The organism is Halomonas sp. 1513 (genome assembly GCA_001971685.1).
In the GTDB taxonomy this organism is placed as follows: domain Bacteria; phylum Pseudomonadota; class Gammaproteobacteria; order Pseudomonadales; family Halomonadaceae; genus Franzmannia.
In genome coordinates this window covers 2,166,806-2,186,994 of the sequence record CP019326.1, presented here as the reverse complement: position 1 = coordinate 2,186,994, position 20,189 = coordinate 2,166,806, and the positions used below count along the sequence as shown (strand labels likewise).

The window sequence follows — 20,189 nt, the reverse complement described above, 5'->3', positions numbered from 1 at the left end:
GCCTTATGGGTTGACGGGGTCAACGCATCGGGTGGTGGCGTAGCTCGGCCAGGATCCGATCGGCCACGTCACGCAGCCGCGGGCCCAGGTTGTCGACCAGGATATCGTGGCTCAGACGCAGCGAGGCCCCGCCGCAGTTGAGCGCCATGATCTCGGCGCCGTCTTCCAGCACCAGAGGAATCGCCACGGCGCTGACGTCGCGCTCCCACTCGCCCTCCGACAGGCAGAAGCCATAGCGCTGGTATTCGTCGAGACTCTTGTCGAGGGTCTTGGAGAGCGCTGACCACTGATCGGGAGATTGCTGGCGAAGCTCTTCTACGAAACTGTCGCGCTGCTGCTGGGGCAGTCCGCATAGCCAGGCGCGCCCAATGGCGGTGGTGGCGATGGGAATCCGCGACCCTGCCTCGAGCCGCATGACCAGCGGCCCCTTGCCCTGGCAGACCTCGAGGTAGGTCATGGCGTGGCGGTCCGCGCTGCCCAGCGCGATGGCGCAATCCGTGGTATCGGCCAGCTGCTGCATATGCGGCCGGGCGATGTCTCGAATGCCCTGATTGGCGAGAAAGCGGTAGCCCAGGGCAAGAATCCCAGGGCCCAGTCGGTACTTCTCGAGTCGGGTATTGTGTTTCAGGTAACCGAGCTGGGTGAGCGTATAGGTCAGGCGCGAGACGGTGGGGCGCGGAATGCCGGTGCGGCTCGAGAGTTCGGCGTTGCCTAGATACTCCTCGCCGGTGCCAAAGGCGCGCAGCAGTTCCAGGCCGCGAGCCAGGGCGGTGACGAAATTGCGATCCTTGGTCGGCGCTGACGGTTCATCTTGCCAATTGGCGGGGTTATGCATTGCGGGTTCCCTGTGCCGAATTCTAGCGTCAGCAAAGTATCGCATACCCCCGCAGCGACGTCCGCCGCTGCGGGGCAGTGGGCCTCAATCGAGCCGCTCGAGCACGCAGGCGATGCCCTGGCCGACGCCGATGCACATGGTCACTAGCGCATAGCGTCCACCGCTGGCTTCCAGTTGGCGCAGGGCGGTCAGCGCCAGGCGCGCCCCTGATGCGCCGAGCGGATGGCCGATGGCGATGGCGCCGCCGTTGGCGTTGAGTCGGCTGTCGTCGGGATCGAGCTCGAGCTGCTTGGCACAGCCCAGGACCTGGACGGCAAACGCCTCATTGATCTCGATCACGTCCATCTGCGCCAGGCTGAGGCCGGCGCGCTCCAGCGCCTTGCGACTGGCCGGCACCGGCCCCAGGCCCATGACGCGGGGTGGCACTCCGGCCAGGGCGCTGGCGACGATTCTTGCCCGCGGGGCGACGCCCGCGCGCTCACCGGCGGCCCGGCTGCCCACGATCAGGGCGGCGGCGCCGTCGTTCAGCCCCGAGGCGTTGCCGGCGGTAACCACGCCACCGTCGAATAGCGCACCCAGTTTGCCGAGTTTACCGGCATCGGTCCCCGGGCGCGGATGCTCGTCCATGTCGACCGTCAGCGGAGGCTGCTTGCGGCCCTGGGGCACCTCGACGGCGAGCAGCTCATCGTCGTAGAAGCCGCGCTCGAGCGCCGTGGCGTAGCGGGCCTGGGACCGCGCGGCGAAGGCGTCGCCGGCCTCGCGGCTGATCGCCAGGTCGTGGGCCACGTTATCGGCGGTCTCGGGCATGCTGTGGCTGCCGAATTGCTGGGCGATCCAAGGGTTGGGGAAGCGTGCACCGATCACGGTGTCATACATCGGCTGGTTGCGGGCGAACGCCGTCTGCGCCTTGCCGAGCACGTAGGGGGCGCGCGACATGGACTCCACGCCGCCGGCCAGGAACAGCTCGCCCTCGCCGAGGCGCGTGGCCCGCGCGGCGTCTATCACGGCGGCCAGGCCGCTGCCACACAGGCGGTTGACCGTCTGGGCCGCGACCTCCACCGGCAGGCCGGCGACCAGTCCGGCATGGCGGGCCACGTTGCGCGAGTCCTCGCCGGCCTGGTTGGTGCAGCCCGCCAGCACCTCTTCATAGGCTTCGAGGCCAAAGCCGTTGCGTGCCACCAGGGACTTGAGCACCTGGCCCAGCAGGTCATCCGGGCGCACGTTGGCCAAGCCACCGCCGTGGCGGCCGAAGGGGGTGCGCAGGCCGTCATAGATGTAGGCGTCTTGCATGGGAGTGGTCTCCGTATAGGGCTCAGGGGGTGGTCAGCGCAAGGCCGAGGGTGGCGCGGCGACGCAGCCAGGGGCTGGCGCGGTAGCGAGGATCGCCGGTGGCGGCGAGCAGGTTGTCGAGGATCGTGAGTATCCGCCGGCTGCCGTAGTGGTCACCCATGGCCAGCGGTCCACGCGGGTAGCCGAGCCCCAGCTCGACGGCGCGGTCGATAGTGTCGGGGGTGGCTACGCCCTGCTGGGCGATGTCGCTGCCCACGTTGACGATGCAGGCCACCACCCGCTGCAGCACGAAGCCGTTGCTATCCTCGAGCGCACTCACCGGGGTGCCGTCGTCACCCAGCAGCGCCATGGCTGCAGCGCGCACCTCGGTGAGAGTCGCCGGGGTCGTCATAAGGCTGCGCCGGCCGTTAAGGCCGGCCAGCAGGTCCACGGCAACGCAGCGTTCAGCGGGTAGGCCGAGCCGCAGGGCGGTGGCGGTGGCATCCTCGCCCAGCGGCGCGACCAGGCAGAGTGCTTCCGACGACGGCGTAGCGCCGCTCTCCAGCGGCCAGCCGGCGGCCTGGACGAGATCGACCAAGGCCTGGCGAGCCTCCGGCTGGTCGGGCCCTATCCAGACCGGGCAGGGCGCCACGCGGGGTAGCGGCGCTTCGTCCGCCACCTCGGGCTTGCCGTCGACATAGCGGTAGAAGCCTGCGCCGCTCTTGCGGCCCAGCAGCCCGGCGGTGAGCCGCTGGCGCGTCAGCGGCGAAGGGCGGAAGCGCGGCTCCTCGTAGTACTGGTGGTAGATCGACTCCATCACCGCATGCGACACGTCGAGTCCGGTCAGGTCGAGCAGGCTGAACGGCCCCATGCGGAAGCCGCCCTGATCGACCAGGATGCGGTCGATGGTGACAGGGTCGGTAACGCACTCGCCGAGGACCTTCAGCGCTTCCGTGCCATAGGCGCGACCGGCATGGTTGACCAGGAAGCCGGGGGTGTCGGTGGTGCGGGCGGTGAAGTGGCCCATCGACTGGCCGAGTGCCTCGACGCGGGTGACCACGTCGGGATCGGTCCTCAGCCCGGGAATCACTTCGGCGATCTTCATCAGCGGGACCGGATTGAAGAAGTGAAAGCCGATGACCCGCTCGGGGCGTTGGCAGGCCGAGGCGATGGCGGTGACGGACAGCGACGAGGTGTTGGTGGCGAGTATGGTCTCCTCGCTCAGCAGCGCCTCAAGCTCGCAAAACAGCGACTGCTTGGCGTCCAGGGTCTCGACAATGGCTTCAATGACGATGTCACACTCCGCCAGCGCGGAGAGGGTCGTGGCTTCCTTGAGCCGCGCGGCGTAGCGCTCGGCCTCGGCGTTGCTCAGGCGCTGCTTGTGCACGGCGCGGTTCCACATGCCGCCGATGAAGTCGCGGGCCTCGGCGACGGCGCCTTCACGCTGGTCGTGCAGATGGACGGTCAGTCCGGCCTGGGCGGCGATCTGTGCGATGCCGCGGCCCATGGCACCGGTCCCCACGATGCCCAGGACGCGGAAGGGGGTGGTGCTGGCGGAAGACGATGAGGGAGCTGTCGACATGGGCGGATTCCTCGTCATGGCGTGAGTAGTTCTGCATAGCAAAACATCATTTCGTTTATTGACGGTCATCCTAGGCTATGTGACAGTGCCTGACAACAATGCGGGCAACCGTTCTGCTATGCAAAATCTGTAGCGCCGCCCACCGCTGCCAACAACTCGCCGCCAACCGCCGAGGTCACGCCATGATTCGCGATCCCGAACTGCTCAATCAGCTTGTCGATACCATCTCCCGCTTCGTGCGCGAGCGCCTTATCCCCAATGAAGCCCGCCTGGCGGAAGAGGATGCGGTGCCGCCGGAACTGCTGCAGGAGATGAAGGAGATGGGGCTGTTCGGCCTGTCGATTCCCGAGGAGTACGGCGGCCTGGGGCTGACCATGGAGGAGGAGGCGCTGGTGGCCATCGAGATCGGCAAGACCTCGCCTGCATTTCGCTCGGTGTTTGGCACCAACAATGGCATCGGCGCCCAGGGCATCCTCATCGACGGAACCCCCGAGCAGAAGGCGCAGTATGTGCCGCGCCTGGCGACCGGCGAACTGTTGAGCTCGTTCTGCCTGACCGAGCCCGACTCGGGTTCGGATGCGGCCAGCCTCAGAACCACGGCCGTTCGCGATGGCGACCACTACGTGCTCAACGGCACCAAGCGCTACATCACCAACGGCCCCGAGGCCGACCTGTTTACCGTCATGGCCCGCACCGACCCCAGCAACAAGGGCGCCGGCGGTATCTCGGCGTTTATCGTCGAGGGTGACACCCCGGGGCTCAAGCGCGGCCCGTCGGACGACAAGATGGGCCAGAAGGGCGCCCATACCTGCGATATCATCTTCGAGGACTGCCGGGTGCCGGCCAAGAACATCATCGGCGGCAAGGAGGGGCAGGGATTCAAGACCGCCATGAAGGTGCTCGACCGTGGCCGGCTGCATATCTCCGCGGTGTGTGTCGGCGTAGCGGAGCGCCTGGTAGAGGAGTCACTGAACTATGCCATCGACCGCAAGCAGTTCGGCGTTCGGCTGGCCGATCACCAACTGATCCAGGCGATGCTGGCCGACAGCAAGACCGAAGCCTACGCCGGCCGCACCATGGTGCTCGACGCCGCGCAGCGCAAGGACGCCGGAGAGAAGGTCTCGACGCTGGCCTCCTGCTGCAAGCTGTTCTGCGCCGAGATGGTGGGGCGTGTCGCGGATCGTGCTGTTCAGGTCCACGGCGGCGCTGGCTACATGGCCGAATATGCCGTCGAGCGCTTCTATCGAGACGTGCGCCTGTTCAGGATCTATGAAGGCACCACCCAGATTCAGCAGCTGGTGATAGCCCGGGACATGGTGCGGGAGGTGTCCTGATGGCCCTGTCAGTGATTCATCGCGCGCCGGACGAGCGGATCTTCGGTCGTCTGGCCAGCGAACTGGTGGCCGAATTGCCCGAGCGGCTCAGCCATCGTGTACTGGCCAACGCCGAGCGTCTTGGCACACAGCCGGCGCTGGTGGATGGTGACGTGCGCTGGAGCTACGCCGAGCTGGGGCACGAGATCCGCGCGGCCGCCGAGTGGATGAGCACGCTGGGCATTCGGCCCGGCGACCGCCTCATGCTGGTCAGCGAAAACAGCCGCGCGCTGGTGGTCATGCTATTGGCCGCCAGTGAACTAGACGCCTGGGTGGCGATCGTCAATTCGCGGCTGTCGGCGCAGGAAATCGACCAGATCCACGACAACTGCGACCCGCGTCGGGTGTTCTATACCAGTGAAGCTTCGCTGGACGCATCGCAGCATGCACAGCGCCACAAGGCCGCGCCATATCAGCATCCCCGCCTGGGGGCCCTGCATATCGGTGAGCTGCGTGACACCGCGCCTGAGCGTGTCGAACCCAGCGGTGCCGACCAGGTGGCGGCGATGATCTACACCTCGGGCACCACCGGCACGCCCAAGGGCGTGATGCTGACCCATCGCGGCATTCTCTATATCGCCTCGATCTCCGGTGGCATGCGCCACCTCACCCAAGGGCAGCGGGTCTATGGGGTGCTGCCGATGTCGCACGTGTTTGGCTTGTCCTCGGTATGCATGGGCTCGCTGTATAACGGTGCCTGCCTGTATAGCGTGCCGCGCTTCGACGCGCCGGCCATGCTCGAGGCTCTGGACAAGGAGCGGATCACGGTGCTCCAGGGCGTGCCGGCGATGTACTCGCGGACCCTGGAATACCTGCGTCGCCGGGGAGCCTCGCTGGTCGCGCCGGCGCTTGGCTATATGTCCGCCGGTGGATCACCGCTGGACAGCGATACCAAGCAGCGTGTCGAGGCCATTTTCGGCCTGCCGCTGCACAACGGCTACGGCCTCACCGAGGCCAGTCCGACCATCAGCCAGACGCGCATCGACGATCGCTTCGACAGCAATACCGTGGGCGCGGTGCTACCCCTGCTGGAGTACCGGCTGGCGCCGCTCGAGGCCGGCGGCAACCAGACGCCGGGGGATGACGGCATCGGCGAGCTCTGGGTGCGTGGCCCCAATGTGATGAAGGGCTACTTCCGGCAACCCGAGGCGACCCGTGCCTGCCTCAGCGACGATGGCTGGCTCAATACCGGCGATATCGCCCGTGTCGATGACCACGGCCAGCTGTATATCGTCGGACGCAGCAAGGAGCTGATCATTCGCTCCGGTTTCAATATCTACCCACCCGACGTCGAGGCGGTGATCAACGAACACCCCGATGTGACCCTCTCGGCGGTCGTGGGGCGACAGGTGGCGGGTAACGAGGAGGTCGTCGCCTTCATTCAGTGTGAGCCGGGGGCTTGCGTGGATGAAGCTACGCTCAGGGCCTTCATCGCCGAGCGACTGTCGCCCTACAAGCGGCCCTCGACGCTGGTGATGATGGAGTCGCTGCCCGCCACGGCCAGCGGCAAGATTCTCAAGGGTCGCCTGCGCGACCTGGTCGATGGGCAGGGTTTGCCGGAGTGAGATGGGCCCGGCAGCGCTCCTCACTGCTGGCGCTGGTCACCCTTGCGACCCTCGGCCATCTGATCACGGGCCATCTGGTGCTGCAGGGCGTGGGTATCGTTGCCCTGGGGATCTACCTGCTGAGCGTGGGAGGGCAGCTGTCGCGCATGGCGCGGGGCCTGCTGCTGGTCGCTGCCCTGTTGACGCTGATGGCGCTGTGGTTGGCCGCCGCACCCGGGCGCCTGCTGTTCGAGGCGGCGGGGCGCTTCGCGTTCTTTGCCACCTTCCTGGTGGCCCTCAGTCTGCTGCGGCTGCCGGCCTACCGTTCGCGGCTGGTACGCCGCTGTGGTGCGGCGATGCTGCTGCAGCCCCCGGGGCGCCGCTATCCGATCCTCTCCGCCGGCTCGGCGCTGTTCGGCATTATCCTCAATATCGGCGTACTCAATCTGTTCGCCGGCATGATCGAGAAGAGCAATACCCTCGAGGCAGCCCAGGGGCGCGCCTGGGTGCAGAATGCGCGCCAGCGACGCATGATGCTGGCGCTGCTGCGCGGCTTCTCGTTGGCGCCCTTGATATCGCCCATGGGCATCGGCGTGGCGGTGGTACTGTCGAGCCTGCCCGAGCTGCGCTGGCTCGACCTGGCCCCCTTCGTGCTCGGTGCGGCGCTGGTCATCTTCTTCGTCGGCTGGGGGGTGGATCATTTGACCGGCCCGCATCCCGACCGTGCCAAGCGAGCGTCGTCGTCGCCTTCGCTGCTGCCGCTTTGGCAGTTCTCGCTGTTGCTGATGGCGATCGTCTCGCTGGTCTTCACCCTCGCCTGGGCCCTGGACGTGCGCTTGCCCATCGCCGCGCTGCTAGGCGCACCGCTGGGCGCCATGGCCTGGCTGGCGTGGCAGCGCCGCCGCCTGGGTGCCGCAGGGATCCCTGCCGCCGCGGCCAGCCTGCACCGGCAGCTGCCCTGGCTGCTGGCTCCCAGCGGCAACGAGATCGTGGTGCTGGGGGCTGCCGGCTACCTTGGGCACCTGTGCGTGGCGCTGGTGGATGTCCAGAGCATGACGCCGCTGATCGCGCTGCTGGAGCCCCTGGGCTCTGCCAATGCCGTGCTGGCGATGCTGATGGTCGTGCTCCTGGCCCAGGTAGGGGTCAACCCGATCGTCACCGTGACACTGCTGGTCGGTCTGCTACCCTCACTGGCGATTGAGGGGTTGTCGCCGGCGCTGATTGGCGCGTCCTTGATGGTGGGCTGGGCGCTGGCGCTGATGTCGTCGCCGATGACCGCGTCGATGCTGATCCTGTCGCGTTTCACCGGGGTGGCGTCAACGCGTATCGGTTACCGTTGGAATGCCCGCTTCCTGCTCGCGTCGATCCCGCTGCTGTCCGCCTGGTTCGTGTTGGCCCCCTGGTAACCGTCGAGGGGCTTGACCTGGCGGGTTGGGTTTTTTACCGTTTAGCCTGTATAATGAAATGATATTTCGCCTGGCAAAATATATGGCTGGGCCATTCGGGCCAGGCCATCACCCTGGCCTTGCCAGTGTCACGAACCGGGAGAGCCGCCCATGAAGATCCTCGTCGCGGTCAAACGCGTCATCGACTACAACGTCAAGATCCGCGTCAAGCCGGATCACAGCGACGTCGACCTCACCAACGTCAAGATGGCCATGAACCCCTTCTGCGAGATCGCCGTGGAAGAAGCGGTGCGGCTCAAGGAAAAAGGCGTGGCCACCGAAGTGGTCGCGGTGACCGTCGGCCCCAAGGCCGCCCAGGAGCAGCTGCGCACCGCGCTGGCGCTGGGCGCCGACCGCGCCATTCACCTCGAGACCGACGAACGGGTCGAGTCGCTGGCGGTGGCCAAGCTGCTGGCCAAGGTGGTGGAAGACGAGCAGCCGGGGCTGACGATCCTCGGCAAGCAGGCCATCGACACCGACAACAACCAGACCGGCCAGATGCTGGCGGCGCTTAGCGGCCTGCCCCAGGGCACCTTCGCCTCCGAGGTAGCGGTCGACGGTGACAAGGTCGCGGTGACCCGCGAGATAGACGGCGGCCTGCAGACCGTCGAACTCACGCTGCCGGCCATCGTCACCACCGACCTGCGCTTGAACGAGCCGCGCTACGCCAAGCTGCCCGACATCATGAAGGCCAAGAAGAAGCCGCTCGACGTCAAGACCCCGGCGGAGCTGGGGGTCGAGGTGGGCTCCCAGGTCAGCCTGCTCAAGGTCACCCCGCCCCCCGAGCGGCAGGGCGGCGTCAAGGTCGGCTCCGTCGACGAGCTGGTGGACAAACTCAAGAACGAAGCCAAGGTGCTTTAATAGGAGTCGATCATATGAGCATTCTGGTTCTCGCCGATCTTCACGACGGCCATCTCGCCGACGCCACCGCCCACGTGGTGGCCGCGGCCCACGCCATCGGCGGCGATATCCATGTCCTGGTGGCCGGTGACGGCGTCCAGGCCGCCGCCGAGGCCGCCGCCCAGCTCGACGGGGTGAGCAAGGTGCGCGTCGCCGATCACGCCGTCTACGCCCACCAGCTGGCCGAGCCCATGGGCGCGCTGCTGGTGGCGCTGGCCGACGACTACAGCCACGTGCTGGCCGCTGCCTCCACCACCGGCAAGAACGTGCTGCCGCGGCTTGCCGCGCTCAAGGACGTCAGCCAGCTCTCCGAGATCATCGCGGTGGAGAGCGCCGACACCTTCCAGCGGCCGATCTACGCCGGCAACGCCATTGCCACGGTCAAGAGCGATGACCCGCTCAAGGTGATCAGCGTGCGCACCACCGCCTTCGACGCCGTTGCCCGTTCTTCTCAAGATCAGGGCAGCGCCGCCATCGAGGCGGTCGACCACGTTGCCGACAACGCCCAGTCGCGTTTCGTCAAGGAAGCGCTGGCCGCGTCCGACCGCCCCGAGCTCGGCGGCGCCAAGATCGTCATCTCCGGCGGCCGCGGCATGGGCAACGGCGACAACTTCAAGCTGCTCGACGGCATCGCCGACAAGCTGGGGGCCGCCATCGGCGCATCAAGGGCGGCGGTGGACGCCGGCTTCGTGCCCAACGACATGCAGGTCGGCCAGACCGGCAAGATCGTTGCCCCGGATCTCTACATCGCCGTGGGTATCTCGGGTGCCATCCAGCACCTGGCGGGGATGAAGGACTCCAAGGTGATCGTGGCGATCAACAAGGACGAGGAGGCGCCGATCTTCCAAGTGGCGGATTATGGATTGGTCGGTGATCTGTTCGAGGTGCTGCCGGAGCTGGAAAGCAAGCTGTAAGGAAGCCGTCAGCGATGACCGCAAAAGACCAAGGGCCCCTCGCGGGGCCCTTTGTCGTATCAGGCGGCGCTTAGCCGTTCGCTGACATACTCGAGGTGGTAGTCACTATCGCCCAGGTAGTGGTCGAACATCACCAGATGCTTGGCATAGTGGGACACCAGGCACTCCTCGGTCATGCCCATGGCGCCGTGCAGCTGGATGGCCTGCTCGGCGACGAAGCGCGCGGCTTCTCCGCAATAGGCCTTGGCCGCGGCGATGCGATAGTCGCGTTCCGGGGCAGGGAGTTCGAGGCTGGTGGCCGCCAAAATGGCCATGGAGCGTGCCTGTTCGAGGTGCAGGTGCATGTCGACCATGCGGTGCTGCAGCGCCTGGAAGGTGGATAGCGGCGTGCCGAACTGGCGGCGCTCCTTGAGGAAGGCGAGGGTCTGCTCGCAGCTGGCCTGCATGGCGCCGACGGCCTGGGCGCACAGCGCGGCGATGCCGACAGCGAAGGTGGCATCCAGGGCGGCGGCGGCATCCTCGCTGAGGCAGGCATGCTCGTCGAGCATCACGCCGTCGAGGACCAGGTCGCTGGCCGGCTGGCCATCGATGGTGGGGTAGTCGTGTCGCGTCAGTCCCGGGGTGCTGGCGGGCAGCAGGAAGATACCCAGGCGCTCGGCGTCGCGACCTTCGTCGGCGATGCGGGCGGTGACCAGAACGGCCGCGGCGAGGTCTGCTCCCATCACCAGCTGCTTGGCGCCCTCGAGGCGCCAGCCGGCGCCCTGTCGGTGGGCGCTGGTGGTGACGGCGTGGATATCGTAGCGGGCATCGCGCTCCTGCCAGGCCAGCGCCAGCTGGTGTTCACCCTCGAGCAGCGGCGTCAGCCAGCGGTCGCGCTGCTCTGGGGTGGCCAGCCTGGCCAGCAGGTCGCCGGGAAGCAGTAGTCCGGCCAGGTAGGGCTCCGGGACCAGGCCGTGGCCCAGCGCCTGCATGATGATCATCAGGTCGGTGCCGTCGCCGCCCAGTCCGCCGACGCTCTCGGCGAAAGGCATGTGCAGCAGGCCCAGTTCGGCAAACGTCTGCCACAGGGGCGAGCGCTCGCGGGTTGCCGGGGTCAGCTGACTGGCGCTGCGTTCCACCGCCGGCTGGTCGGCGACCAGGCGCTCCAGCGTTTCGGCGAGCATGCGCTGCTCGTCGCTATAGGAAAAGTCCATCAGGGCTCCTTACATGCCGAGGATCGTCTTGGCGACGATGCTCTTCTGTATCTCGTTGGCACCGCCATAGATCGAAAGCTTGCGGCGGTTGAAGTACTGGGCGCTGGCGGCGGCCGCCTCACGCTGTTCGGCGTCGGCAAGCTCGGTGTCAGCGTGCAGAAAGTCGGGAAAGAAGGGCAGCGCGGCCGGTCCAAGCGCACGGCGGGTCAAGTCGCTGAGCTCCTGGCGCAGCTCCGAGCCGCGCACCTTCAGTAGCGAGCTTTCGGCGCCGGGTGCACCACCGTCTCGGGCGGCGGCGATCACCCGCAGGTTGGTGACCTCGAGCGCCATCAGCTCGAGCTCAGCCTTGACCACGCGCTGGCGGAAGCTCGGCTGCTCCAGCAGCGGCCTGCCACGCTGCTGAACATGCGCCGCGACCGACTTGAGGTGGCGCAGCGCCTGCTTGGCATGCCCCAGGCCGGCGATACCGGTGCGTTCATGGGTCAGCAGGAACTTGGCACAGGTCCAGCCCTCGCCTTCGGCACCGACGCGATTGGCCAGCGGGACGCGAACCTCGTCGAGAAAGACTTCGTTGACCTCGTGGGCGCCGTCGAGGGTGATGATCGGCCGTACGCTGACCCCCGGGCTCGACATGTCGATCAACAGAAAGCTGATGCCGGCCTGCTTCTTGGCCGCGGGGTCGGTGCGCACCAGGCAAAACATCATGTTGGCGTGCTGGCCCAGGGTGGTCCAGGTCTTCTGCCCGCTGACCACGTAGTGGTCGCCGTCGCGCTCGGCGCGGGTGCGCAGGCTGGCCAGGTCGGAGCCGGCGCCGGGCTCGGAATAGCCCTGGCACCACCAGTCGCGGTTGTCGAGGATGCGTGGCAGGTAGTGTCGCTGCTGCGCGTCGCTGCCGAATTTCATCAGCACCGGGGCCACCATGCTGACGCCGAATGGGACCACGGTGGGGGCGTGGGCGGCGGCGCACTCCTCGTCGAAGATATGCCGCTGCACCGGGCTCCAGCCTGGGCCACCGTGTGCCTCTGGCCAGTTGGCGCCGAGCCAGCCGCGCTGGCTGAGCAGATTCTGCCAGCGGACATGGTCATCGGCGGAGAGTCGCCGCCCCAGCCGCACACGTTCGCGGATGGCGGCGGGCAGGGAGGTCGCGAGGAAGTCGCGCACCTCGTGGCGGAATGCCTGCTCCTCGGCGGTAAAAGTCAGGTTCATGAAGCGTTCTCCGAGGTGTCGGATAGCGCCAGGCTGGCCTGGCGATGAGGGCCGCCGAGGTGGCGGGGGTAGTCCAGCGCCTCGATAGCGAGCAGGTCGATATCGCTATGGCGATAGCTCCAGCCGCGCTCGGCGAGGCGTAGGCTGGCGGCCTCCATGGCCGCGCGGGGATCGCCGCTAGCATCGCCTGCCGCGTCGCTCAGCGCGGCCAGCAGGCTGCCGCGATGGCTGACCACCACGCCTTGACGCAGCCCCTTGAGCAGAGCGGCGACGGCCTGCTGTTGCGTCGCATCGGCGTCGAGCGATACCAGCTCGGCGAGTGCCCCCTGAGTCGGCAGCACCAGCGCCAGTTCGGCGTCGAGCGCGTCGAGCTGGCTGGCCTCGCCGGCGGCGACAAGCGCGATACGCAGGCACGAGGGGGGACAGGCAGCGGCCTCTGTCCCCGGGGCGATCAGGCACGCCTGGGTCGACGCCTCCGGGGCGGCGGTCAGGGTGATGCCGGCGCGCTCGGCGTGTCGCTCGAGCTGTCGAAACAGCGGGTGCTCGCCAAGTAGCGCCAGGTGTGCAATGGCCGTGGGTTCGTCCGCTTCGGGCACCTTGTGCGGGGTGCGGGCGGCAAAGAAGGCATGGATCAGTCCTGCCCGCTGGGGCGAGTCCATGCACGCCACGAACAGCTCGCGCTCATAGCGCAGGCCGTCATCCAGGCTGCTGTCGCAGCTGGCGGCAATGGCGTCGATGCAGCGGAACGGTGAATAGAGCGCCGGGGCCTCGGCCTCGAGCCGGGTGCGGTAGTCGGCGATGGCCTCGGGATTGGCCTGGGGTGCCGGTAGCTCACCGGTCACGCGCGGGGTGAGCGTGCCGGCCAGCATCTCTCTGGCCGCTGCCAGGCCGGCGTCGAGGGGGCTCTCGGCATCGCTCAGGATATCGACAATCCCCAGCGCCAGCGCCTCCTCGGCGCTGGCAAAGCGACCGCTGGTGATCAGATCCAGGGCCGCTGCGACGCCGACCAGCCGTGGCAGTCGCTGGGTGCCGCCGGCCCCGGGCAGCAGGCCGAGCTTGACCTCGGGCAGCCCCACCCGGGTCCCGGGCAGGGCGACCCGCAGCTGGCAGCCCAGCGCGACCTCGAGGCCCCCACCCAGGGCGGTGCCGTGGAGTGCCACGACCAGCGGCTTGGCACTCGCCTCCAACTGGCGGATGACGTCGGTCAGCAGCGGCGCCTGGGGCGGCTTGCCGAACTCGCGGATATCGGCGCCGGCGATGAAGGTACGCCCCTTGGCGACGAGTAGCAGGGCGCGGACCTGGTCGTCCTCGTTGCCACTCGCCAGCGCCTCGACCAGGCCTTGGCGTACGGCCTGGCCGAGGGCGTTGACAGGCGGGTTGTCGATGCTGATCACACCGATATCGTCATGTCGCTGGTAGGTCACCGGTGTCGTCATACGTCATCACTCGCAGTATCAGCAGGAAGGGGCATGGTGAAAGGCATGGCGGCACTCATGGGTCGACGGCGGACGACGCAGAGGCCGCGGCTGGCCGGGCGTGGCGCTGGCTCCAGCGAGCCAGCAGCACCGCGGGTACCAGGGCAGCAAGGGCGAAGGCGAACAGCTCAGCCTGGCTGAGTGGCACCATGCCGCCACCGGGCAGCGCGAACAGCAGGCCTGCCACCAGCACCAGCCCGCGCACCACGGATTCGTAGATCATCCCCACGCCGAGCCGGCCCACGCCGATCAGGTAGCCCTGCATGGCCGAGGCGAACAGCACGATGCCGATCAGTGCCTGAACGAACACCAGGCCGATCTGTAGCGGTTCGCCCTGCATGATGAGGGCCGGATTGAGCACGAACAGGAACGGAATGAAGTAGATCACGCTGCCCAGGCGCATGGCCTGCAGGCCGGTGGCCATGGGGCGTGCGCCGGCCACGGTAGCGGCGGCGAAGGCGCCCAGCGCCACCGGCGGGGTAATGAAACTCAGCATGCCCCAGTAGAGGATGAACATGTGCACGGCCATCGGGTCCAGCCCGCCGCCCTGGATGAGTGCCGGCGCCAGCGCCACGGCCAGGAAGATATAGGCCGCGGTGACGGTCATGCCGATCCCCAGCACGAAGCTGGTCAGTGCGCCCATGAGCAGCAGCAGCGGCACGCTGCCCCCGGCAATATGGATGAAATCGTTGGCAATGGTGCCGGAGAGACCGGTCATCGACAGCGCGCCCACCAGCATGCCGACACCGGCGAGGATGGCGATCAGCTCGGCAAACAGCTTGGCGGCGGAGGAGAGGGTCTCGCCGAGCTCCTTCAAGCCCCAGCGGTTATGCCGAGAGAACTGGTTGAGCACCAGCAGCAGCGCGGTGGCGTAGAAGGGTGCGACCGCTTCGCGCTGCATCACCAGCAGCATCCACACCAGCAGGGCGAAGACGAAGATGAAGTACCAGCCCTCCTTGAGCGTCTGCCACAGCGAGGGCAGCTCTACGGCGGGTAGCCCCTTGATGTCGTGGCGCGCCGCATAGGCGTCAATCTGGATGAATAGCCCGAGGAAGTAGAGAATCGAGGGAATGATGGCGGCCAGGGCCACGGCCGAATAGGGCACGTCGAGAAACATCGCCATGACGAAGGCAGTGGCGCCCATCACCGGGGGCATCAGTACACCGCCGGTGGAGGCGCACGCCTCGACGCCGCCGGAGAACGAGCGGCCCATGCCGATACGGCGCATGGCAGGAATCGACAGCACACCGGTGGTCAGCACGTTGCTGATCACGCTGCCGCTCATTGAGCCCATCAGGCCGCTAGAGAAGATCGATACCTTGGCCGGTCCGCCGCGCACATGACCGAGCAGGGCAAAGGCAAGATTGATGAAGAACTTGCCGCCGCCGCTCTTTTGCAGCACCACGCCAAACACCAGGAAACCGATCACCAGGCCGGCAAAGGCCTGTAACGGCACCCCCATGATGCTCTCGGTGCTCATGGTGTGGTACATCGCCGTCTCTTCCAGCGACGAAGGAAAGGCCTGAATCGGCCCCGGGACGATATCTGCCACCAGCGGATAGAGCGAGAAACAGCTGACGATGATGGCGATCGGCCAACCGCCGGCGCGCCGGGCAGCCTCGATGATCAGCAGCCAGTAGGCGTAGCTGGCCACGACTGCGGTGTCAGGTGCGGCGAAGGCCCAGCCGCGCTGAAGTATCGAGTCGGCGTGATAGACGAAATAGCCGCCGACGAGCAACGTGATGGCGCTGAGCAGGTAGTCGTACCAGGGCACGGGGCGCGCCTGCACGGCGGCGCGGATTGGCCATAGCAGATAGACCAGCGGCAGCAGCAGGGCCACCACAGCATAGTAGAACTGGGTTTCCAGGCCGGTGACGAAGGTCAGCCAGCCGATATTGAACAGGTAGTCCAGCGTCATCAGCATCAGCACGCTGGTGACGGCACCGGGCAGCCAGCGGATGGGCATCGGCAGGGTGCGGATCTGGGTGATCTTTTCCTTGGCCTGCTGGGGGCTGGCGGGGGGAGTGGCTGTGGTCATGGCGGCGTCCGTGAAGCAAATGGGGCGGTTTGCACCGCCCCGTGTGATCACTCGAAGATCGGCTCGAAACCGGCATCATCCAGCGCGGCGGCTCTGGCTTGCATCCAGGCATCGGTGAAGTCGTCGTCATCGCTCGGTGCATCGCCAATGAAGTCGTCCCAGGCCTGTTTCAGCACCGTCTGGCGCTCGACCAACTGCTCCTGGTGGGCTTGCATCTCATCGGTCCAGACATCGATGTCGCGGTAGTACTCGACGACCGCGTCGTGGAAGGGCACGACCCATTCCAGGTCCTGATACTCGAGGGCATAGCCCACGGCGCCCGGGGCGTTGTCCTTGTAGTCGTCGTAATTGTCCTGCAGCGCCTTGATCAGGCCATAGGCGACGCTGTCGTCGAGGTCCTGGTTGGCCACCACGATGGGATAGGGGTAGCTGGCACTCGGCACCGGGTTGTCTGCGCTGACGCCGCCTGCACCCGCGGTGACCTCGTGGGGGCGGAAGTAGGGCGCTACCGCCAGCATGCGCTCCCAGCCTGCCTCGTCATCGGGGTCGAGAACCGGCCAGCTGATGCCGCGTGGGCTACTGGCCAACTGCTGCGCCGGCGGGGTCACGGTGGTGGTGAACGAGGCGTCGACGTCACCGGCAATGATGCCGTCGAAGGAGCGGCTGTAGCCGGGGAAGTCGACGCGCTCGACGTCGTCCCAGGTCAGGCCGCCGAAGGCGAGATAGGCCTCGGTTCCCTTGTTGAGCGCGTCGTCACCGCGGATATAGGCCACACGCTTGCCGGCCAGGTCGGCGGGAGTTTCCACGTCGAGATCGCCGGCGACGGCCAGAGAAAGCCCAAACGACGCCGTCGAGGTGGTGATGACCCGCAGCGGCTGTGGGCCCCAGTCGCGGTCGGCAAACATCATCACGCCCTCGGCACCGTAGTAGCTGGCGATGCCGCAGGCGCAAAGGTCGACCCGCCCCTGCTTGAGCGGCGTCATGCGCGAGACGTCATTGTCGCCGGGCAGGATGCGCACCGATGTGCCGTGCTGGGACTGCAGCATATTGCCTATGGCGACCGCCTGGGCGTAGCCGCTGGAGTTGGTGCCGTAGGCGGTCCAGGCCATGGTGCTGGGAAGCGTGATCTCGTTGGACTGGGCCACGGCGCTAGCCAGCAGCGAGAGAGGAAGGGTGGCGAAAGCGAGTCGGCGCGTGATCTGGCGCATGCGAGGCTCCTCATGAGCGTGGGGGTGTTGGCGTTGTTGTATTTTGCTATGCGGTACTGCGTTTCAAAAACTGATTTCGATAGTAGGGAAGCTCCCCGGCCGGTGTCAAACGACCGGGCGTCATGGAGGGAGATGAAATACGCCGGGCGCTATCCAGTAACTATCTGATTTGAAATAGCTAGCGGCTCGGTGAGGCGATATGCGAGGTATGCCTGCCTGCTGCGCTAAGACGAATGTCTAACGCGATGGCGGGGGAGGCATCGGCGGGCGCTTACTCGGCAGCGCTCAGTTCACGCCAGGCAGCGTAGGTGCTGAGAAACACGCGGCCGGTGATCTCGTCGAGGAAGTGGCTGCGGTTGAGCTGGTCCATCACCGGCCCCTTGACCTCGGCCAGGTGCAGGGTGACGTCAGAGTCCTTGAGGCGCGCGTTGATCGCGTCGAGGCTCTCCAGCGCCGAGGCGTCGATCAGGTTGACCGCCGAGCAGATCAGCACCACGTGCTCGAGCTCGGGCCGGCTGGCGACCAGGTCGTAGACGGTATCCTCGAGATAGCGGGCGTTGGCGAAGTAGAGGCTCTCGTCGATGCGCAGCAGGGCCAGGTGGCTGGCGGTCTCCACCTCGTGGCGGGTCAGGTTGCGGAAGTGCTCGGTGCCGGGCACGCGGCCGACCAGCGCACTGTGTGGGCGGCTGGTGCGATACAGGAATAGCCCGACCGAGAGCGCGACCCCGGCGATGATGCCGGCCTCCACGCCCTCCACCAGCGTCAGCAGGATGGTCACCGCCATGGCGGCGAAGTCGCTGCGCGAGTAGCGCCAGGTCTGGCGCAGCATGTCGATATCCACCAGGGTCAGGATCGAGACGGTGATGGTCGCGGCCAGGGTGGCGATCGGCAGGTAGTAGAGCAGCGAGGTCATCGACAGGGTGACCAAGGCGATGCCGAGCGCGGCGAAGGCGCCGGCGGCGGGGGTCTGGGCGCCGGCATCGAAGTTGATCACGGTGCGCGACAGCCCGCCGGTGACCGGCATGCCACCGCTGAACCCGGCGGCGAGGTTGGCACCGCCGAGACCGATCAGCTCCTGGTTGGGCGAGATCCGCTGGCGCCGCTTGGCGGCCAGCATCTGGCCCATCGAGATCGATTCGACGAAGCCCACCAGGCTGATCAGCAGAGCAGGGATCAGCAGGGCCCGCCACAGCGACAGCTCACTGAAGGGCAGGGTCAGCGGCGGCAGCCCCTGAGGGATGGCACCGACCACCGCCACACCGCTGGCCGCCAGGTCCCAATGCCAGGTGGCCAGGGTGGTGGCGACCACCGCGAACACCGGCCCGGCCTTGGCCAGCAGGTCGGCCAAGCCGGCCGCCAGGCCCAGGCGGCACAGGGTGTCGCGACCGTAGCGGCGCATCAGCACCAGGAAGCTCAGGGTGCCCAGGCCGATCACCAGCGTGGGTAGGTGGATATCGGCGAGGTTGGGGATCAGGGTGATAAGGCGCTCGAGCAGCGTGAAACCGCTGCTGTCGATACCCAGCATGCTGCCCAGCTGGCTTGCCGCAATCAGGATGCCCGAGGCGGTGAGGAAGCCGGAAATCACCGGGTGACTGAGGAAGTTGGTGAAGAAGCCCAGCTTCATCAGCCCCATGGCGGCGAGCATGCCCCCCGACAGCAGCGATAGCACCAGCGCCGCTTGCAGGTACTCCGGGCTGCCGGGGCTGGCCACTGCCGACAGCGCGGCGCCGGTCATCAGCGCGATGATCGCCACCGGGCCCACCGCCAGGGTGCGGCTGGTGCCGAACAGGCAATAGACCAGCTGTGGCAGGATACTGGCGTAGAGCCCCACCACCGCCGGCAGGCCGGCGAGAATCGCATAGGCCAGCGACTGCGGGATCACCATCACCGTGACGATGATGCCGGCCAGCAGGTCGGCGCCGAACAGCCGTCGGTGATAATGGGGCAGCCAGGCGAGTATCGGCAGGTAGCGCTTGAGCATCACGGCCCTGTGTCGGCAGGCGATAGGGAAAGGCGTCGTTTGACGAACATCAGAGGTTACCGGAAATCGGCCGCGATGTTGACCGCTATGCGGCGCTAACGCGCTAACATGGGGCTTGGCGATCTTGACGCGAGGCGACCATGGCATTCGATACCCGCTACCTCGAGAACCAGCTGCTGGCGCTGCTGGCGATACCCTCGCCGTCGCTGCATACCGCTGCGATCGCCGACCATCTGGCGGATGAACTCACGCGCCTGGGACTGGTGACTCGGCGCACTGCCCGCGGTGACCTGCTGGCCGAGGCGCCGGGCGGCGCAGCGCGGCGGGCGATTACTACCCACATGGATACCCTGGGTGCCATGGTGGTGCGGCTCAAGGATAACGCCCGGCTGGCGGTCAGGCCGATCGGCTCATGGAATGCGCGCTTTGCCGACGGCGCGCGGGTCAAGCTGCATGGCGAAGCAGGAGAGGTGCTGGCGACGGGCACCCTGCTGCCGACCAAGGCATCGGGACATGTCCATAACGAGGCGATCGATCGGCTGCCGGCAGACTGGGCGCATATCGAGCTGCGCCTGGATCTGGTCGATACCGCGCCGGCGGCGCTGCGCGAGCAGGGCATCGAGGTGGGCGCGCTGGTCAGCGTCGACAGCCAGCCCAGCGTTACCGACAGCGGCTTCATCAATGCGCGGCACCTCGACAACAAGGCGGCCATTGCCTGCTTGCTGGCAGCGGTCCGCGAGGTTGGGTTGGCCAGCGACGTGCGGCTGGTGTTCTCCTGCGCCGAGGAGCTTGGAGTGGGCATCAGCCATGCGATGTTCGAGGACGTCGAGGAGGTGCTCAACCTGGATATCGCCGCGCAGGGCGAGGGCCAGAACGTCTGCCACCACGGGGTGACCATCGCCATGCTCGACTCCCTGGGGCCGCTGCATCCCGTTGCCACAAGGCGACTGCTCGCGCTGTGCCGTGAGCAGCAGATCCCCTTTACCCGCGACTGCTTTCCCTACTACTACTGCGACGGCGACGCCGCCGCCAAGGCGGGCCTCGACGTGCGCAATGCGCTGGCCTGTTTCGGCGCCGATGCCTCCCACGGCTGGGAGCGAGTGCACCGCGACTCGCTAGTGGCGCTGAGTCGGCTGGTGATGGCCTGGCTGCCGGCGCCCTGAGCGTGGCTGATGATGTCGCCACCCATGTCATGCAACCTGGTGTAATTGGCTCAGGCAGCTATC

15 protein-coding genes are annotated in these 20,189 nt (G+C 67.0%); 6 read left to right on the top strand and 9 right to left on the bottom strand.

Features of this window, described 5'->3' with window-relative positions; genetic code table 11:
• Positions 1 to 19: 19 nt before the first annotated feature.
• From BWR19_09800 to BWR19_09790, 3 genes are all read right to left on the bottom strand, one after another.
• Positions 20 to 835, bottom strand: coding sequence for an IclR family transcriptional regulator (locus BWR19_09800; protein ID APX93201.1), 816 nt, complete (start codon positions 833 to 835; stop codon positions 20 to 22).
• Positions 836 to 919: 84 nt separating this feature from the next.
• Entirely contained in the window at positions 920 to 2,125 is a 1,206-nt protein-coding gene (locus tag BWR19_09795) for a beta-ketoadipyl CoA thiolase (protein ID APX93200.1), read from the bottom strand.
• 22 nt (positions 2,126 to 2,147) lie between these two features.
• Entirely contained in the window at positions 2,148 to 3,686 is a 1,539-nt protein-coding gene (locus tag BWR19_09790; protein ID APX93199.1) for a 3-hydroxyacyl-CoA dehydrogenase, read from the bottom strand.
• A 182-nt stretch (positions 3,687 to 3,868) separates the two neighbouring features.
• On the opposite strand from BWR19_09790, the gene BWR19_09785 reads away from it, so the two are divergent.
• The 5 genes from BWR19_09785 to BWR19_09765 all read left to right on the top strand — a co-directional run bounded on the left by BWR19_09785 (position 3,869) and on the right by BWR19_09765 (position 9,862).
• A complete protein-coding gene (locus BWR19_09785) occupies positions 3,869 to 5,020 on the top strand; it encodes an acyl-CoA dehydrogenase (GenBank protein APX93198.1) in 1,152 nt (383 codons plus the stop codon).
• Positions 5,020 to 6,624: a long-chain fatty acid--CoA ligase gene (locus BWR19_09780; protein APX93197.1), complete on the top strand. Its 1,605-nt coding sequence runs from the start codon at positions 5,020 to 5,022 to the stop codon at positions 6,622 to 6,624. The genes BWR19_09785 and BWR19_09780 overlap by 1 nt, the downstream gene beginning before the upstream one ends.
• The gene (locus BWR19_09775; protein APX93196.1) at positions 6,621 to 8,009 is read left to right on the top strand and encodes a hypothetical protein; all 1,389 of its coding nucleotides are present in this window, start codon (positions 6,621 to 6,623) and stop codon (positions 8,007 to 8,009) included. The genes BWR19_09780 and BWR19_09775 overlap by 4 nt, the downstream gene beginning before the upstream one ends.
• 150 nt (positions 8,010 to 8,159) lie before the next feature.
• Entirely contained in the window at positions 8,160 to 8,909 is a 750-nt protein-coding gene (locus BWR19_09770; protein APX93195.1) for an electron transfer flavoprotein subunit beta, read from the top strand.
• A gap of 14 nt (positions 8,910 to 8,923) precedes the next feature.
• Positions 8,924 to 9,862 (top strand): electron transfer flavoprotein subunit alpha, encoded by a 939-nt coding sequence (locus BWR19_09765; GenBank protein ID APX93194.1) that lies wholly within the window; start codon positions 8,924 to 8,926, stop codon positions 9,860 to 9,862.
• 59 nt (positions 9,863 to 9,921) lie between these two features.
• On the opposite strand, the gene BWR19_09760 is transcribed toward BWR19_09765, so the two are convergent.
• From BWR19_09760 to BWR19_09735, 6 genes are all read right to left on the bottom strand, one after another.
• Positions 9,922 to 11,055 carry an acyl-CoA dehydrogenase gene (locus BWR19_09760; protein ID APX93193.1) on the bottom strand — a complete coding sequence of 378 codons (1,134 nt, stop codon included), beginning with the start codon at positions 11,053 to 11,055 and terminating at the stop codon, positions 9,922 to 9,924.
• Between the two features lie 9 nt (positions 11,056 to 11,064).
• A complete protein-coding gene (locus tag BWR19_09755; GenBank protein ID APX93192.1) occupies positions 11,065 to 12,261 on the bottom strand; it encodes a pimeloyl-CoA dehydrogenase large subunit in 1,197 nt (398 codons plus the stop codon).
• Complete coding sequence (locus BWR19_09750) at positions 12,258 to 13,697, bottom strand: 3-hydroxyacyl-CoA dehydrogenase (GenBank protein ID APX93191.1); 1,440 nt, start codon at positions 13,695 to 13,697, stop codon at positions 12,258 to 12,260. Before BWR19_09750 ends, BWR19_09755 begins: the two co-directional genes overlap by 4 nt.
• A gap of 55 nt (positions 13,698 to 13,752) precedes the next feature.
• Positions 13,753 to 15,774, bottom strand: a complete 2,022-nt coding sequence (locus tag BWR19_09745; protein ID APX93190.1) for a C4-dicarboxylate ABC transporter — start codon at positions 15,772 to 15,774, stop codon at positions 13,753 to 13,755.
• A gap of 47 nt (positions 15,775 to 15,821) precedes the next feature.
• Positions 15,822 to 16,982, bottom strand: coding sequence for a C4-dicarboxylate ABC transporter substrate-binding protein (locus BWR19_09740; protein APX93189.1), 1,161 nt, complete (start codon positions 16,980 to 16,982; stop codon positions 15,822 to 15,824).
• A 271-nt stretch (positions 16,983 to 17,253) separates the two neighbouring features.
• A complete protein-coding gene (locus BWR19_09735; protein APX93188.1) occupies positions 17,254 to 18,963 on the bottom strand; it encodes a sodium-independent anion transporter in 1,710 nt (569 codons plus the stop codon).
• Between the two features lie 140 nt (positions 18,964 to 19,103).
• On the opposite strand from BWR19_09735, the gene BWR19_09730 reads away from it, so the two are divergent.
• Complete coding sequence (locus BWR19_09730; GenBank protein ID APX93187.1) at positions 19,104 to 20,126, top strand: hypothetical protein; 1,023 nt, start codon at positions 19,104 to 19,106, stop codon at positions 20,124 to 20,126.
• Positions 20,127 to 20,189 lie beyond the last annotated feature (63 nt).

Bases quoted from the DNA above. Each gene is read 5' to 3' on its own strand.
- BWR19_09795 (APX93200.1), bottom strand. From the start codon at position 2,125: ATGCAAGACGCCTACATCTATGACGGCCTGCGCACCCCCTTCGGCCGC.
- BWR19_09730 (APX93187.1), top strand. From the start codon at position 19,104: ATGGCATTCGATACCCGCTACCTCGAGAACCAGCTGCTGGCGCTGCTG.
- BWR19_09765 (APX93194.1), top strand. From the start codon at position 8,924: ATGAGCATTCTGGTTCTCGCCGATCTTCACGACGGCCATCTCGCCGAC.
- BWR19_09790 (APX93199.1), bottom strand. From the start codon at position 3,686: ATGTCGACAGCTCCCTCATCGTCTTCCGCCAGCACCACCCCCTTCCGC.
- BWR19_09760 (APX93193.1), bottom strand. From the start codon at position 11,055: ATGGACTTTTCCTATAGCGACGAGCAGCGCATGCTCGCCGAAACGCTG.
- BWR19_09740 (APX93189.1), bottom strand. From the start codon at position 16,982: ATGCGCCAGATCACGCGCCGACTCGCTTTCGCCACCCTTCCTCTCTCG.
- BWR19_09735 (APX93188.1), bottom strand. From the start codon at position 18,963: ATGCTCAAGCGCTACCTGCCGATACTCGCCTGGCTGCCCCATTATCAC.
- BWR19_09780 (APX93197.1), top strand. From the start codon at position 5,020: ATGGCCCTGTCAGTGATTCATCGCGCGCCGGACGAGCGGATCTTCGGT.
- BWR19_09785 (APX93198.1), top strand. From the start codon at position 3,869: ATGATTCGCGATCCCGAACTGCTCAATCAGCTTGTCGATACCATCTCC.
- BWR19_09800 (APX93201.1), bottom strand. From the start codon at position 835: ATGCATAACCCCGCCAATTGGCAAGATGAACCGTCAGCGCCGACCAAG.
- BWR19_09745 (APX93190.1), bottom strand. From the start codon at position 15,774: ATGACCACAGCCACTCCCCCCGCCAGCCCCCAGCAGGCCAAGGAAAAG.
- BWR19_09770 (APX93195.1), top strand. From the start codon at position 8,160: ATGAAGATCCTCGTCGCGGTCAAACGCGTCATCGACTACAACGTCAAG.
- BWR19_09750 (APX93191.1), bottom strand. From the start codon at position 13,697: ATGACGACACCGGTGACCTACCAGCGACATGACGATATCGGTGTGATC.
- BWR19_09755 (APX93192.1), bottom strand. From the start codon at position 12,261: ATGAACCTGACTTTTACCGCCGAGGAGCAGGCATTCCGCCACGAGGTG.